The organism is Streptomyces sp. NPDC006743, assembly GCF_040703815.1.
Classification (GTDB): Bacteria; Actinomycetota; Actinomycetes; order Streptomycetales; family Streptomycetaceae; genus Streptomyces.
Genome location: NZ_JBEYJA010000015.1, coordinates 36,180 through 51,278, shown reverse-complemented (window position 1 = coordinate 51,278; position 15,099 = coordinate 36,180). Strand labels below are relative to the sequence as shown.

The following is a 15,099-nucleotide window of genomic DNA, read 5'->3' as shown; positions in this document are numbered from 1 at the left end:
GCCCCGTCCGGGGCGCTCGGACACCCAAGATCGTCGGCGTGGACCGCCCCGCCCGCGGCGCCCGCACCTGCGACGGCCCGCCGCGGTCACAGCGTCGAACGCAGCCACTGCTCGACGCTCGCGATGTGCACCGTCGCCCAGGAACGCGCCGCCTCCGCGTCCCGGTCGCGCAGCGCGCCGAGGATCGCCCGGTGCTCGCGCAGGGTGCGGCCCACGGCGTCCTCCTGGGTCAGACCGCGCCAGATCCGGGCCCGTGTGGTCGGTCCGGACAGTCCGTCGAGCAGCGAGCACAGCACCGAGTTGCCCGAACCGCCCACGATGGCCCGGTGGAACTCCAGGTCGGCGGCGACCAGCTCCTCCACCGAGGGGCTGCCGCCGAGCGCGTCCAACTGGGCCTCCAGCGCGATCAGTTGCTGCTCGCTGAGGCGTGAGGCGGCCAGCGCGGTCGCGGCCGGCTCCAGGATGCGGCGCACGGCCAGGAACTCCAGCACCGTGTCGTCGCGGTGGAAGTCGACGACGAAACTCAGCGCCTCCAGCAGGAGTTGGGGGTCCAGGCTGGTGACGTACGTGCCGTCGCCCTGCCGCACGTCCAGGATCCGCATCAGCGACAGCGCGCGCACCGCCTCCCGCAGGGAGTTGCGGGACAGGCCCAGATCGGCGGCGAGTTCGCTCTCCTTGGGCAGCCGGTCACCGGGCCGCAGCGCGCCGGAGACGATCATCCCCTTGATCTTCTCGATCGCCTCGTCGGTCACTGCCATGCTCGGCCTCCCGCCCCTCGTGCATGGGATGTGTCGGCGGCCATTATGCGACCCGGCCACCCCGCCACGACGCGGGTGGCAGCACGACCCGTGCGCCGCCCGGGAGGCCTCCTGGCCGGCCCGCCCCGCGGCGGTAGCCGACCCTGCCCCGCCCCGCTGTCCCGCGGCGGGAGCCGGCCTGCCCCGCCTCGCGGCACGGCCGGCCCGGCGCCCCACGGTGGACGCCGGGCCGGCCGTGCCGCCGCACCGCCTACTTCTTGTCGAGCACGTCCTGGACCTTCGCCCGGACCTCGTCCGTGGCCAGGCCGCGGATCGTCAGCGTCGTGCGGCGGCGCAGCACGTCGTCCGGGGTCTCGGCCCACTCGTGGTCGCGGGCCCACACGACCTGCGCCCAGATCTCCGGTGCGTCCGGGTGGACGCGCTCGCCCAGCTCCGGGTTCTCGTTGGCCAGTCGGGCGATGTCCAGCGCCAGCGAACCGTAGTGCGTGGCCAGGTGCCGGGCGGTGTCGGCGGCCATGCGCGGGCCGGGCGCGGGACGGTCCACCAGCAGGCGGTGCGCGACCGCGCGCGGGTTGGCGATGCCCGGCAGCGGCAGCTTCTTCGGCAGCGCCGAGATGGGCTCGAAGTCGTCGCCCAGCGGGTGGCCCGGCAGCGCCTCCAGCTTCTTCATGACGGTGCGCCCGATGTGCCGGAACGTCGTCCACTTGCCGCCCGCGACGGACAGCATGCCGCCCTTGCCCTCGGTCACCACGGTCTCGCGCTTGGCCTTGGCGGTGTCGCCGGGACCGCCCGGCAGCACCCGCAGGCCCGCGAAGGCGTACGTGATCAGGTCGCGGTCGAGCTGCTGGTCGCGGATGGAGAACGCGGCCTCGTCGAGTATCTGGGCGACGTCCTTGTCGTTGACCGCGACGTCGGCCGGGTCGCCCTCGTACTCCTCGTCGGTGGTGCCGAGCAGCAGCATGTCCTCCCAGGGGAGGGCGAAGGTGATGCGGTACTTGTCGATGGGGGTCGCCAGCGCGGCCTTCCACGGCGCGGTGCGCTTGAGGACCAGGTGGGCGCCCTTGGACAGGCGGATGGACGGGGCCGCGTTCGGGTCCTCCATCTTCCGCAGGTGGTCGACCCAGGGGCCGGTCGCGTTCAGCACCAGCCGGGCGTCCACCCCGAACTCGTCGCCGGAGAGCCGGTCGCGCAGCTCCGCGCCGGTCACCCGGCCCTTGGTGAAGCGCAGGCCCGTGACCTCGGCGTGGTTGAGGACCACGGCGCCCGCCTCGACGGCCGCGCGGACCGTCATCAGGGCCATGCGCGCGTCGTTCATCTGGTCGTCGCCGTACACGGCCACGGCCTTGAGGTTCTCGGTGCGCAGCTCCGGCACGTCCTGCGCGGCCTTCGCCGGGCTGAGCAGGTGGCCCACGCCGTCACCGAACGCGGAGAGCGCGGAGTAGGCGAACACGCCCGCCCCGAGCTTCGCCGCGCCGTGCGGCCCGCCCTTGTACACGGGGAGGTAGAAGGTGAGCGGGTTCGCCAGGTGGGGGGCCACCTGGCGGGAGACCGCACGGCGCTCGAAGTGGTTCTCCGCCACCAGCTTCACCGCGCCGGTCTGCAGGTAGCGCAGACCCCCGTGGAGCAGTTTGGAGGAGGCGGAGGAGGTGGCGCCGGCCCAGTCGCCGGCGTCGACCAGGGCCACCCTGAGACCGGACTGCGCGGCGTGCCAGGCGGTGGAGATGCCCAGGATGCCGCCCCCGATCACGAGGAGGTCGTACGTCGCCTTGGAGAGCTGCTCCCGGGTCTCGGCCCGGCTCGGGTTCGAGCCGGAGGCCGGGTGCGTCCCCAGGGCAGGCACGGACTGCAGGGTGGACTGACTGGTCATTGCGGTTCTTACTCCTCGTCCTCGAGCCAGCCCATGGTCCGCTCGACGGCCTTGAGCCAGTTCTTGTACTCACGGTCGCGGGTGTCCGCGTCCATGCGGGGGGTCCATTCGGCGGCCCGGCGCCAGTTCTGGCGCAGGTCGTCGGTGGAGGCCCAGAAGCCGACGGCGAGACCGGCGGCGTAGGCGGCGCCGAGGCAGGTGGTCTCGGCGACCATCGGGCGCACCACGGGGGCGTCCAGGAAGTCCGAGAGCGTCTGCATCAGCAGGTTGTTGGAGGTCATGCCACCGTCGACCTTCAGCGCCGCCAGCTCGACGCCGGAGTCCTTGGTCATGGCGTCCGCGATCTCCCGCGTCTGCCAGGCCGTGGCCTCCAGGACGGCGCGTGCGAGGTGCGCCTTGGTGACGTACCGGGTGAGGCCGGCGATCACGCCGCGGGCGTCGGAGCGCCAGTACGGGGCGAACAGACCGGAGAAGGCCGGTACGAAGTACGCCCCTCCATTGTCCTCCACCGACAGCGCCAGCGTCTCGATCTCGGCGGCGGTGGAGATCAGGCCCATCTGGTCGCGCATCCACTGCACCAGGGAGCCGGTGACGGCGATCGAGCCCTCCAGCGCGTAGACCGGCTTCTGGTCGCCGATCTGGTAGCCGACCGTGGTCAGCAGGCCGCTGTAGGAGTTGATGATCTTGTCGCCGGTGTTCATCACCATGAAGGTGCCGGTGCCGTACGTCGACTTGGTCTCGCCCTCGGCGAAGCAGGTCTGGCCGAACAGGGCCGCCTGCTGGTCGCCGAGCGCGGAGGCGACCGGGATGCCGCCGAGCAGGTCGCCCAGCCGGCCGCCCTTGATCTCGCCGTAGACCTCGGCGGAGGAGCGGATCTCGGGCAGGATCCGGACCGGCACGCCGATGGACTCGGCGATCCGCTCGTCCCACTCCATGGTGTGCAGGTTCATCAGGAGGGTGCGGGAGGCGTTGGTGACGTCGGTGACGTGCTGCCCGCCCTCGGCACCGCCGGTCAGGTTCCAGATGACCCAGGTGTCCATGGTGCCGAAGAGGATGTCGCCCGCCTCGGCGCGCTCGCGCAGGCCCTCGACGTTGTCGAGCAGCCAGCGGGCCTTGGGGCCGGCGAAGTAGGAGGCCAGCGGCAGGCCGGTCTCGCGGCGGAAGCGGTCCTGGCCGACGTTGCGGCCCAGCTCGCGGCAGAGGGCGTCGGTGCGGGTGTCCTGCCAGACGATGGCGTTGTGGACGGGCTCACCGGTGTTCTTGTCCCACAGCACGGTGGTCTCGCGCTGGTTGGTGATGCCGATGGCCTTGATGTCGTCGCGGGTGATGCCGGCCTTCTCGACGGCGCCGGCGACGACCTCCTGGACGTTGGTCCAGATCTCGGCGGCGTCGTGCTCGACCCAGCCGGGCTTGGGGAAGATCTGCTCGTGCTCCTTCTGGTCGACGGAGACGATCCGGCCGTCCCGGTCGAAGACGATGCAGCGGGACGAGGTCGTGCCCTGGTCGATGGCGGCGATGAACGGTCCGGCGGTGTGGGCGTCGGTCACTGTCTGCTCCTGGGGTCCGTGGTCAGTGGGGCTGCGCGTACGGCGCGCGGTGCGGCTCGGCGCTCGCTGCGGGCGGCGGCGGGCGCGCCGGTCGTCAGGCGAAGGCGACGTTGTAGACGCCCGCGGCGATGGCCGCGCCGATCAGCGGGCCGACCACCGGGATCCACGCGTAGCTCCAGTCCGAGCCGCCCTTGTTGGGCAGCGGGAGCAGGGCGTGCACGATGCGGGGACCGAGGTCACGGACCGGGTTGATCGCGTAGCCCGTGGGGCCGCCGAGCGAGAGGCCGATGGAGACGACCACGAAGCCGGTGATCAGGGCGCCGATGACGCCGAGGCCGTTGCCCTTGTCGTTCAGGCCCTGCGTGAGGATCGCGATGATCAGCACGAACGTGCCGATGATCTCCGTGATGAGGTTCTGCACCACGTTGCGGATCTCCGGACCGGTGGAGAAGACACCGAGCACGGGGCCGGCGCCCTTCTCCTGCGCCTCGACCGCCTTGGCGCCGGTGGCCTGGGCGCCGGGTCCGCCGACGATCTCCTTGTCGGTCAGGTGCGCCTGGAACTGGCCGTAGTAGGCGCCCCAGACGAGCACCGCACCGATCATGGCGCCGAGCAGCTGGCCGGCGAGGTAGGTCGGCACGTTCGTCCACGCGCCGTCCTTGATGGCGATGGCGAGCGTCACGGCGGGGTTGAGGTGGGCGCCGGAGAGCGGGCCCGAGATGTACGCGGCCGTCATGACCGCGAAGCCCCACCCGAAGGCGATGGCGAGCCAGCCGGCGTTGCGGGCCTTGGAGGCCTTCAGGGTGACGGCGGCGCAGACGCCGCCGCCGAGCAGGATGAGTATGGCGGTACCGATGGTCTCGCCGATGAAGATGTCGGAGCTGGACACCCGCGACTCCTTTGTCCTTCGTCCAGGGGTGGCTGAACCCCGGGTCCCTCCGGGGGTCTGGTGCCCTCGGGGTGAGAGCGTTGCCGGCCCTTGGCGCTGTCACACTCTAACGCGTTTTTCCGCAAGGTGTTCGACAATGCCGACCGATGGACGCGAGTCTCACCTCGTCATCACATGGGCGTCAAGAGTTCTGTTGCGCAAAGCACGATCGTTACTGAACGTCCCACCCGGCACGGCACGGAACACCCTGCTCCGCACGCGCGCGCGGGACGCCGGAGGCGCCGGCCCGGCGGACGGGGCGTGCGGGTACGCGAAGGGCCGGCACGCGCGTGCGTGCCGGCCCGGTGGGCCACGGGACCCCGAGGGGCGGGGGAGCGCGGGAAGGCGGCGTACGGTGCTCAGAACCGCCCGGCGCCCAGGTCCCGGGAGACCGCGCGGGCGCAGTCGCGCACCGCGGCTATCAGCTCCTGGCGCAGCTCGCCCTCCCGGCACAGCCGCTCCACGGCGCCGGTGATGCCGACCGCGCCGACCGGCATCCGCCGCCGGTCGTGGATGGGGGCGGCGATGGACGCCACGCCCTCCCACGTCTCCTCCACGTCGGCCGCCCAGCCCCGCGCGCGCGTGAGGTCGAGGAGCTGTTCGAAGCCCTCGGCGGCGCACACCGTCCGGTCCGTGAACGCCTTGCGCTCGCTCTCCAGCGCCTCGCTGTGCGCGACCGGGTCGTACGCGGACAGGACCTTGCCCAGAGCCGTGGAGTGCAGCGGCTGCATGGCGCCGATCTCCAGCACCTGGCGGCTGTCGTCGGGCCGGAAGACGTGGTGCACGATGAGGACGCCCTGCTGGTGCAGCACGCCCAGGTGGACGCTCTCCCCGCTGGAGCGGGCCAGGTCGTCGGCCCAGACCAGGGCCCGCGCCCGCAGCTCGTGCACGTCGAGATAGGTGGTGCCCAGGCGCAGCAGTTCCGCGCCGAGCTGGTAGCGGCCCGAGGCGTCGTCCTGCTCCACGAACCCCTCCTGCTGGAGGGTGCGGAGTATGCCGTGGGCGGTGCCCTTGGCGAGACCCAGCGACGAGGCGATGTCCGACAGGCCGAGCCGTCGCTCGCCGCCCGCGAGCAGCCGCAGCATCGCGGCCGCCCGTTCGAGCGACTGGATGTTCCGTGCCATCGCCGTGCTGCCCTCCGTCCCCTTCGGCCGCCGGCGTGCGACTCACTGCCGCCGTTCGGCAATGCCGAACACTACCGGTCCATGTCGACTCTCCGCTAATGGCCGGTCCACGCCTGTTACGCAACCGGCCACCTCCCCGGTCACGGTGACACGCTCGTCCGGCCGTCGTCCGGGTGGTGGACGCCCCTGACCTCCCCGTGCCGGTCCCGGCTACTCTTGCGGCGTGCGCCCTCCTCGGGAAGCCCCGGGCCCATCGCCCGTGACTGCCGGGGAAGACGCAAAGCCGACAGCCGTCGCACCTTCAGGGAGCCCCTTCATGGCCTCGTTGCCGCCGACCCCTTCCGCCGACAGCCGGACCCGTGTGTCCGCCCTCCGCGAGACGCTCGCCACCCGTGTGGTGGTCGCCGACGGAGCGATGGGCACCATGCTCCAGGCCCAGGAGCCCTCGCTGGAGGACTTCCAGCAGCTGGAGGGCTGCAACGAGGTCCTGAACGTCACCCGGCCGGACATCGTCCGCTCGGTCCACGAGGCCTACTTCGCGGCGGGCGTCGACTGCGTGGAGACGAACACGTTCGGCGCGAACCACACCGCGGCGGCCGAGTACGAGATCTCCGACCGTGTCGAGGAGCTCTCCGAGGCGGGCGCCCGCATCGCCCGCGAGGTGGCCGACGACTACGCGGCCCGCGACGGCCGCACCCGCTGGGTGCTCGGCTCGATCGGCCCCGGCACCAAGCTGCCCACCCTCGGCCACGTCGGCTACCCCACCATCCGCGACGGCTACCAGGCCAACGCCGAGGGCCTGCTGGCCGGCGGCGCCGACGCGCTGATCGTGGAGACCACGCAGGACCTGCTCCAGACCAAGGCGTCGGTCCTCGGCGCCCGGCGCGCCATGGACGCCACCGGCGCCGACGTGCCGCTGCTGGTGTCGATGGCGTTCGAGACGACCGGCACCATGCTGCTGGGCTCGGAGATCGGCGCCGCGCTGACCGCGCTGGAGCCGCTCGGCATCGACATGATCGGCCTGAACTGCTCGACGGGGCCGGCCGAGATGAGCGAGCACCTGCGCTACCTCACCCGCCACTCGCGCATCCCGCTGCTGTGCATGCCGAACGCGGGCCTGCCGATCCTGACCAAGGACGGCGCGCACTTCCCGCTGGACGCGGAAGGTCTCGCCGACGCGCAGGAGCACTTCGTGCGCGACTACGGCCTGTCCCTCATCGGCGGCTGCTGCGGCACCACGCCCGAGCACCTGCGGCAGGTCGTGGAGCGGGTGCGCGGCCTGACCCCGCCCCCGCGCGACCCGCGCCCCGAGCCGGGCGCCGCCTCCCTCTACCAGACGGTCCCCTTCCGGCAGGACACCTCGTACCTGGCGATCGGCGAGCGCACGAACGCCAACGGGTCCAAGAAGTTCCGCGAGGCGATGCTGGAAGGCCGCTGGGACGACTGCGTGGAGATGGCCCGCGACCAGATCCGCGAGGGCGCGCACATGCTCGACCTGTGCGTGGACTACGTCGGCCGGGACGGCGTGGCCGACATGGCCGAGCTGGCCGGCCGCTTCGCGACCGCCTCCACCCTGCCCATCGTCCTCGACTCCACCGAGGTCGACGTCATCCGGGCCGGCCTGGAGAAGCTGGGCGGCCGGGCCGTGATCAACTCGGTGAACTACGAGGACGGCGCCGGCCCCGGCTCCCGCTTCGCCAAGGTCGCCGAGCTGGCCCGCGAGCACGGTGCCGCGCTCGTCGCGCTCACCATCGACGAGCAGGGCCAGGCGCGCACCCCCGAGAAGAAGGTCGAGATCGCCGAACGGCTGATCGACGACCTGACCGGGAACTGGGGCATCCACGAGGAGGACATCCTCGTCGACTGTCTGACGTTCACGATCTGCACCGGCCAGGAGGAGTCCCGCAAGGACGGTGTGGCCACCATCGAGGGCATCCGGGAGCTGAAGCGCCGCCGTCCCAAGGTGCAGACCACCCTCGGCCTGTCCAACATCTCCTTCGGGCTGAACCCGGCCGCGCGGATCCTGCTGAACTCCGTCTTCCTGGACGAGTGCGTCAAGGCGGGCCTGGACTCGGCGATCGTGCACGCCTCCAAGATCCTGCCGATCGCCCGGTTCGACGAGGAGCAGGTCACCACCGCCCTCGACCTGATCTACGACCGGCGCCGCGAGGGCTACGACCCGCTGCAGAAGCTCATGCAGCTCTTCGAGGGCGCCACCGCGAAGTCCCTGAAGGCGGGCAAGGCCGAGGAGCTGGCCGCGCTCCCGCTGGAGGAGCGCCTCAAGCGGCGGATCATCGACGGCGAGAAGAACGGCCTCGAAGCCGACCTCGACGAGGCCCTGGAGTCCCGCAAGGCGCTCGACATCGTCAACGACACCCTGCTGGACGGCATGAAGGTGGTCGGCGAGCTGTTCGGCTCCGGCCAGATGCAGCTGCCCTTCGTCCTGCAGTCGGCCGAGGTCATGAAGGTCGCGGTGGCCCACCTGGAGCCGCACATGGAGAAGACCGACGAGGCCGGCAAGGGCACCATCGTGCTCGCCACCGTGCGCGGCGACGTCCACGACATCGGCAAGAACCTCGTCGACATCATCCTGTCCAACAACGGCTACAACGTCGTCAACCTCGGCATCAAGCAGCCCGTCTCGGCCATCCTGGAAGCCGCCGACGAGCACAAGGCCGACGTCATCGGCATGTCCGGGCTCCTGGTCAAGTCCACGGTGATCATGAAGGAGAACCTGGAGGAGCTGAACGCCCGCGGCCTCGCCGCCACCTACCCCGTCATCCTCGGCGGCGCCGCGCTGACCCGCGCCTACGTCGAACAGGACCTGCACGACATCTACCAGGGCGAGGTCCGCTACGCCCGCGACGCCTTCGAGGGGCTGCGCCTGATGGACGCCCTGATCGGCGTCAAGCGGGGCGTGCCCGGAGCCGCGTTGCCCGAGCTGCGGCAGCGCCGGGTGCGGGCGGCCGCCGTCGAGATCGAGGAACGCCCGCAGGAGGGCCACGTCCGCTCCGACGTGGCCACCGACAACCCGGTGCCCGAGCCGCCGTTCTGGGGCACCCGGGTCAGCAAGGGCATCCAGCTCAAGGAGTACGCGTCCTGGCTGGACGAGGGCGCCCTGTTCAAGGGCCAGTGGGGGCTGAGGCAGGCCCGCACCGGCGACGGGCCCACCTACGAGGAGCTGGTGGAGCGAGAGGGCAGGCCCCGGCTGCGCGGCCTGCTCGACCGGCTCCAGACGGAGAACCTGCTGGAGGCGGCCGTCGTGCACGGCTACTTCCCGTGCGTGTCCAAGGACGACGACCTGATCGTCCTGGACGAGCAGGGCAACGAACGCACCCGGTTCACCTTCCCGCGCCAGCGCCGCGGCCGCCGGCTGTGCCTGGCCGACTTCTTCCGCCCCGAGGAGTCCGGGCAGACCGACGTGGTCGGCTTCCAGGTGGTCACCGTCGGCTCGCGGATCGGCGAGGAGACCGCCCGCCTGTTCGCCTCCGACTCCTACCGCGACTACCTGGAGCTGCACGGCCTGTCCGTGCAGCTGGCCGAGGCCCTGGCCGAGTACTGGCACGCCCGGGTCCGCTCCGAACTCGGCTTCGCGGGTGAGGACCCGGACGCCATGGAGGACATGTTCGCCCTGAAGTACCGGGGCGCCCGCTTCTCCCTGGGCTACGGGGCCTGCCCCGACCTGGAGGACCGCGCCAAGATCGCGGACCTCCTGCGGCCCGAGCGGATCGGGGTGCACCTCTCCGAGGAGTTCCAGCTGCACCCGGAACAGTCCACCGACGCCATCGTGATCCACCACCCCGAGGCGAAGTACTTCAACGCCCGCTGAGACGTCCCGCGCCTGCCCGCCTTCCCGGAGAGTGCCGGGGAGGCGGGCGCGGATGTGCCGAACGAGGCGTTCGTCCCGTTCACGACGTACACTGGTCGGTCCACTGCAGGCCGGTTCCCGCGCGGGAACCGGCCTGATCGTCCCTCAAGGAGGTACGCCGGATGACCAGTACGGTCCCCACGCTCGGCACCCAAGCGGCCGAAGGCTCCGCCCTGCAGGCCGTGCTCCTCGACATGGACGGCACCCTGGTGGACACCGAGGGCTTCTGGTGGGACGTGGAGGTCGAGGTCTTCGCCGCCCTGGGACACACCCTCGACGAGGCCTGGAGACATGTCGTCGTCGGCGGTCCGATGACCCGCAGCGCCGGCTTCCTCATCGAGGCCACCGGCGCCGCCATCACCCTCGCCGAGCTGTCGGTGCTGCTCAACGAGGGCTTCGAGGACCGTATCGACCGCGCCCTGCCGCTGATGCCGGGCGCCGCACGGCTGCTGGCCGAACTCTTCGCGCACGAGATCCCCACCGCGCTGGTCTCCGCCTCCCACCGGCGCATCATCGACCGCGTCCTGGCCTCGCTCGGCCCCCACCATTTCGCCCTCTCGGTCGCCGGTGACGAGGTGGCGCGCACCAAGCCCCACCCCGACCCCTACCTGCTGGCGGCCTCCCGGCTGGGTGCGGACCCGGCGCGGTGCGCGGTCGTCGAGGACACCGCGACCGGGGTCGCGGCGGCGGAGGCGGCCGGCTGCCGGGTCATCGCCGTGCCCTCCATCGCCCCCATCGCCCCGGCACCCCGGCGCACCGTCGTCTCCTCGCTCGAAGAGGTCGACCTGCCGTTCCTGCAGTCGCTGATGACCTACCCGACCCCGCCGAGCGCCGGGTAGCGGTGCGGGCGCCGGGCCTCCGTCCGGGTGCCGGGCAGGAGCCGGGGAGAATTGTCCCGGTCCGTGATGCCGTACGGGATAATCCCGCTGACGGACGTGCGAATGAATTCGAATCCTGCCGGATGGCTGAATTCCGGTACCCCTCACCCGAGTTGGCAATGTGACGTTCGCCACACAATTCAATGTCGACAGAGAGATAAGGGCATACGAATCGCCCCTGGTCCGGGATGAGCCGGGCGCCTTTGTGTCCTGATTGATGAAACGCTGCACGAATCCTTCCAGTGGCGCGTTTTCGGACCGTCCGCGCCCGGTTCCACTGCGTGATGGCAGCCCGGCTCCCACGGCAGCGAGCCGCCCGACGGGCGCGGACTAGTCTCGTCGCGAGAACATCGTCCTTACCCCGTGATCGGCCGCACCACCCCCCTGCATGCCGGGTACACGGACATGACAGCTCTGGAGAAACTCGAGCATGAACCGCAAGACTTTGGTGTTGCCGGCCCTGGTCGGCCTGCTCGCGCCGGCGCTCGCCGCATGCGGCGGTTCCGACAGCGGGAGCAAGAGCGGCGACGCCATCGTCGTCGGCACCACGGACCGGTTCACCGCCACCAAGCAGGCCCCCGCGCCGCTGGACCCGGCGTACGCCTACGACATCGGCCCCTGGAACCTGCTGCGGCAGACCGTGCAGACGCTGATGATCACGCCCAAGGGCGAGGGGCAGCCGGTCCCCGAGGCCGCCGAGAAGTGCGGCTTCACCGACAGCGGCAACGAGCGCTACGCCTGCACGCTGCGCGAGGGCCTCAAGTTCGCCAACGGCGACCCCGTCACCGCCGCCGACGTGAAGTTCTCCATCGACCGTGCCCGCACCATCAAGGCGGACACCGGCGTCTTCGCCCTGCTGTCCACCGTCGACACGGTGGAGACCCAGGGCGACCGCGAGGTCATCTTCCACCTCAACACCGCCGACGCCACCTTCCCGTTCAAGCTGTCGACGCCGGTCGCGGGCATCGTCAACCCCAAGGACTACGACAAGAACAAGCTGCGCGACGGCTTCAGCATGGACGGGTCCGGCCCCTACACCATGAAGGCCGACGTCAAGAACAACGAACTCGTCGACGCCGTCTTCACCAAGAACCCCCACTACCAGGGGACGTTGAAGGTCAACAACGACAAGGTGGAGGTGCGGACCTTCCCCGACGCCGACGCCATGGGCGCCGCCATCGACAAGGGCGACATCGACGTCATGACCCGCGCGATGTCGCCGGAGCAGATCCGCAAGCTCTCCAACTCCTCCGGCGACGGCAAGGTCGACCTGGTCGAGATGCCCGGTCTGGAAATCCGCTACCTGGCCTTCAACACCGACGCCCCCAGCGTGAAGAACAAGGCCGTACGCAAGGCGATTGCCCAGGTCATCAACCGCAGCGACCTCGTCGCGAAGGTCTACGGAACCCAGGCCGAGGCGCTGTACTCGATGGTCCCGGCGACCATCACCGGCCACTCCAACTCGTTCTTCAACAAGTACGGCGACCCCAGCGTCAGCAAGGCCAAGTCGCTGCTGGACAAGGCCGGTGTCACGACCCCGGTCAAGTTCACGATGCACTACACGACCGACCACTACGGCCCGGCCACCAAGAAGGAGTTCGAGGTGCTCCAGCAGCAGCTCAACTCCAGCGGACTGTTCGACGTCAGCATCGAGGGCACCCCGTGGAAGGTCTTCCACCCGACGATGCAGAAGCGTCAGTACGACGTCTTCGGCATGGGCTGGTTCCCCGACTTCCCGGACGCCGACAGCTTCATCGCGCCGTTCCTCGACGCCGACAACACGCTGAACACGCCGTACGTCAGCAACGACATCCGCAAGAACCTGCTGCCCGAGTCCCGCCGCCAGGCCGACCGGCTCACCGCCTCCTCCAGCCTGACCGGCATTCAGGACATCGTCGCCAAGGACGTCCCGCTGCTGCCGCTGTGGCAGGGCAAGCAGTACGTCGCCGCCCGCGACGACATCACGGGCGCCGCCTACGTCATCAACTCCTCCGCCACGCTGCAGCTGTGGGAGCTGGGGCGCGGCGTCAGCAGCTGACCCCCGGCCAGGCCACTCGGGCCCCGAAGCAGACATGAGGAAGGCGCCCCTTACCGGAAGTCCGGTAAGGGGCGCCTTCCTCATGCGCACGCTGTCTCCCGCATCGGCGGCGGGCCGGCTGCCACCGGCGGCCCACCGCGGCCGGTTCCGGCGGGCCGGCTGCCGCCGGCACTCCGGCGTCGCCGGCGCCGCGCCGTCACTGCGCGCCGGGCCGCACCAGACCGCTCTCGTAGGCGTACACCGCCGCCTGCACGCGGTCGCGCAGGCCCAGCTTGGTCAGCACGTGCCCCACGTGCGTCTTGACCGTCGTCTCGCTGACGAACAGATCCGCGGCGATCTCCGCGTTCGACAGCCCGCGCGCCACCAGCTTCAGCACCTCCACCTCACGCTCGGTGAGGGTGTGCAGCGTGTCCGGGACCGGCTCGTCACCGGAGGGCAGATGCGTAGCGTACTTGTCCAGCAGCCTGCGGGTGATGCTCGGCGCCAGCATCGCCTCACCGGCCGCCACCACGCGGATCGCCTGCACCAGCTCGTTGGCCGGGGCGTCCTTCAGCAGGAATCCGCTCGCGCCCGCGCGCAGCGCCTCCACCACGTACTCGTCGAGATCGAAGGTGGTCAGCACCAGTACCTTCGCCGGTCCGTCACGCTCCGGACCGGTGATCTGCCGAGTGGCCTCCACCCCGTCCATCCGCGGCATGCGAATGTCCATCAGCACCACGTCGGGCTGCAGGGCACGCACCTGGTCCAGGGCCTGCAGGCCGTCTCCGGCCTCGCCCACGACCGCGATGTCCTGCTCCGCCTCCAGGATCATCCGGAACCCGGTGCGCAGCAGTGGCTGGTCGTCGACCAGTAGGACGCGGATGGCCACGTAAGTCTCCTTCGCTGGGACCCTAGTCCCGGCCCATTGTGCCCTGTACCTGCACGGGTACCGGCGGCTCGGTCCGGGCCACGGGCAGCGGGTAGGGCGGGGGAGTGCCCCCGAACTCCGGGCAGTGCGCCCGGTGGTCGCACCAGCCGCACAGCTTCGTGGGCCGCGGACGCCAGTCACCCGTCTCCGTGGCCAGCCGGATCGCCTCCCACAGCGCCAGCAGCTTGCGCTCCATCCGCTCCAGGTCCGCCATGACCGGGTCGTACGTCAGCACGTCGCCGCTGCCCAGGTACACCAGCTGCAGCCGCCGGGGCACCACCCGCTTCAGCCGCCACACCACCAGGGCGTAGAACTTCATCTGGAACAGCGCGCCCTCGGCGTACTCGGGCCGGGGTGCCTTGCCCGTCTTGTAGTCGACGATGCGCACCTCACCGGTGGGCGCCACGTCCACCCGGTCGATGATGCCGCGCAGTCTGAGCCCGGACTCCAGCTCCGCCTCGACGAACAGCTCCCGCTCCGCCGGCTCCAGCCGTGTCGGGTCCTCCAGCGTGAACCAGCGCTCCACCAGCCGCTCCGCCTCCGTCAGCCAGCGCGCCAGCCGCTCGCCGTCCGCGTCGTCGGCGAACAGCTCCACCAGCTCCGGGCGCGACTGGCGCAGCCGGTCCCACTGCCCCGGGATCAGGGCCTTGGCGCGGGGCGCGGTCCGCTCGCCCGCCGGGGCGTCGAAGAGCCGCTCCAGCACGGCGTGCACCAGCGTGCCCCGGGTGGCGGCCTCGCTCGGCTTCTCCGGCAGCCGGTCGATCACCCGGAAGCGGTACAGCAACGGGCACTGCATGAAGTCCCCGGCGCGCGACGGCGACAACGAGGAGGGCGGTGCGGCGGCCCGCACGGTGACGGCCGCGCCCTCGGCCGACTCCCCGGCCGGGCCTTCCATGACGACCGGGGCCGCCGGCGCGGCGGCGCTCACCGCGACACCAGGGGCCGCCGGCACGACCGGGTCCGCCGCCGGCACCGGGGCTGTCCCAACACCCCGCGCGGCCGGCCCCTCAGTGCCCTCCGCGCCGTCCGCCGCTCCGTCCCGCGTGCCAGTCGTCTCCATGCACAGAACCCTACGGCCCGCCACTGACAGTGACCCCCTCCGGCCCCGGTGAAGTGCACCGCAGCGGGTACGACACTGGGGTGCCGGGCGGAACCGTTCGCCACGGCCGCATACCATCGACCCG

The 15,099-nt window shown here is 71.2% G+C and carries 10 protein-coding genes; 3 read left to right on the top strand and 7 right to left on the bottom strand.

Features of this window, described 5'->3' with window-relative positions; genetic code table 11:
* Positions 1-86 precede the first annotated feature (86 nt).
* The 5 genes from ABZ719_RS15420 to ABZ719_RS15400 form a co-directional block, all read right to left on the bottom strand.
* Complete coding sequence (locus tag ABZ719_RS15420; RefSeq protein ID WP_366725677.1) at positions 87-758, bottom strand: FadR/GntR family transcriptional regulator; 672 nt, start codon at positions 756-758, stop codon at positions 87-89.
* Between the two features lie 250 nt (positions 759-1,008).
* Positions 1,009-2,625 carry a glycerol-3-phosphate dehydrogenase/oxidase gene (locus ABZ719_RS15415; RefSeq protein ID WP_366725676.1) on the bottom strand — a complete coding sequence of 539 codons (1,617 nt, stop codon included), beginning with the start codon at positions 2,623-2,625 and terminating at the stop codon, positions 1,009-1,011.
* Positions 2,626-2,633: 8 nt separating this feature from the next.
* Entirely contained in the window at positions 2,634-4,172 is a 1,539-nt protein-coding gene (glpK, locus tag ABZ719_RS15410) for a glycerol kinase GlpK (protein ID WP_366725675.1), read from the bottom strand.
* 94 nt (positions 4,173-4,266) lie between these two features.
* Entirely contained in the window at positions 4,267-5,061 is a 795-nt protein-coding gene (locus tag ABZ719_RS15405; RefSeq protein ID WP_366725674.1) for an MIP/aquaporin family protein, read from the bottom strand.
* A gap of 398 nt (positions 5,062-5,459) precedes the next feature.
* Positions 5,460-6,224 (bottom strand): IclR family transcriptional regulator, encoded by a 765-nt coding sequence (locus ABZ719_RS15400; protein WP_037859583.1) that lies wholly within the window; start codon positions 6,222-6,224, stop codon positions 5,460-5,462.
* A gap of 316 nt (positions 6,225-6,540) precedes the next feature.
* On the opposite strand from ABZ719_RS15400, the gene metH reads away from it, so the two are divergent.
* The 3 genes from metH (at position 6,541) to ABZ719_RS15385 (ending at position 13,008) form a co-directional block, all read left to right on the top strand.
* Positions 6,541-10,053, top strand: a complete 3,513-nt coding sequence (gene metH, locus ABZ719_RS15395) for a methionine synthase (RefSeq protein ID WP_366725673.1) — start codon at positions 6,541-6,543, stop codon at positions 10,051-10,053.
* Positions 10,054-10,214: 161 nt separating this feature from the next.
* A complete protein-coding gene (locus ABZ719_RS15390) occupies positions 10,215-10,931 on the top strand; it encodes an HAD family phosphatase (protein WP_366725672.1) in 717 nt (238 codons plus the stop codon).
* A 469-nt stretch (positions 10,932-11,400) separates the two neighbouring features.
* A complete protein-coding gene (locus ABZ719_RS15385; protein ID WP_366725671.1) occupies positions 11,401-13,008 on the top strand; it encodes an ABC transporter substrate-binding protein in 1,608 nt (535 codons plus the stop codon).
* 196 nt (positions 13,009-13,204) lie between these two features.
* Here the strand turns inward: ABZ719_RS15385 and ABZ719_RS15380 are convergent, their stop codons facing one another.
* Positions 13,205-13,876, bottom strand: coding sequence for a response regulator transcription factor (locus tag ABZ719_RS15380; protein ID WP_004990257.1), 672 nt, complete (start codon positions 13,874-13,876; stop codon positions 13,205-13,207).
* Positions 13,877-13,898: 22 nt separating this feature from the next.
* Entirely contained in the window at positions 13,899-14,810 is a 912-nt protein-coding gene (locus ABZ719_RS15375; protein WP_366725765.1) for a RecB family exonuclease, read from the bottom strand.
* Positions 14,811-15,099 lie beyond the last annotated feature (289 nt).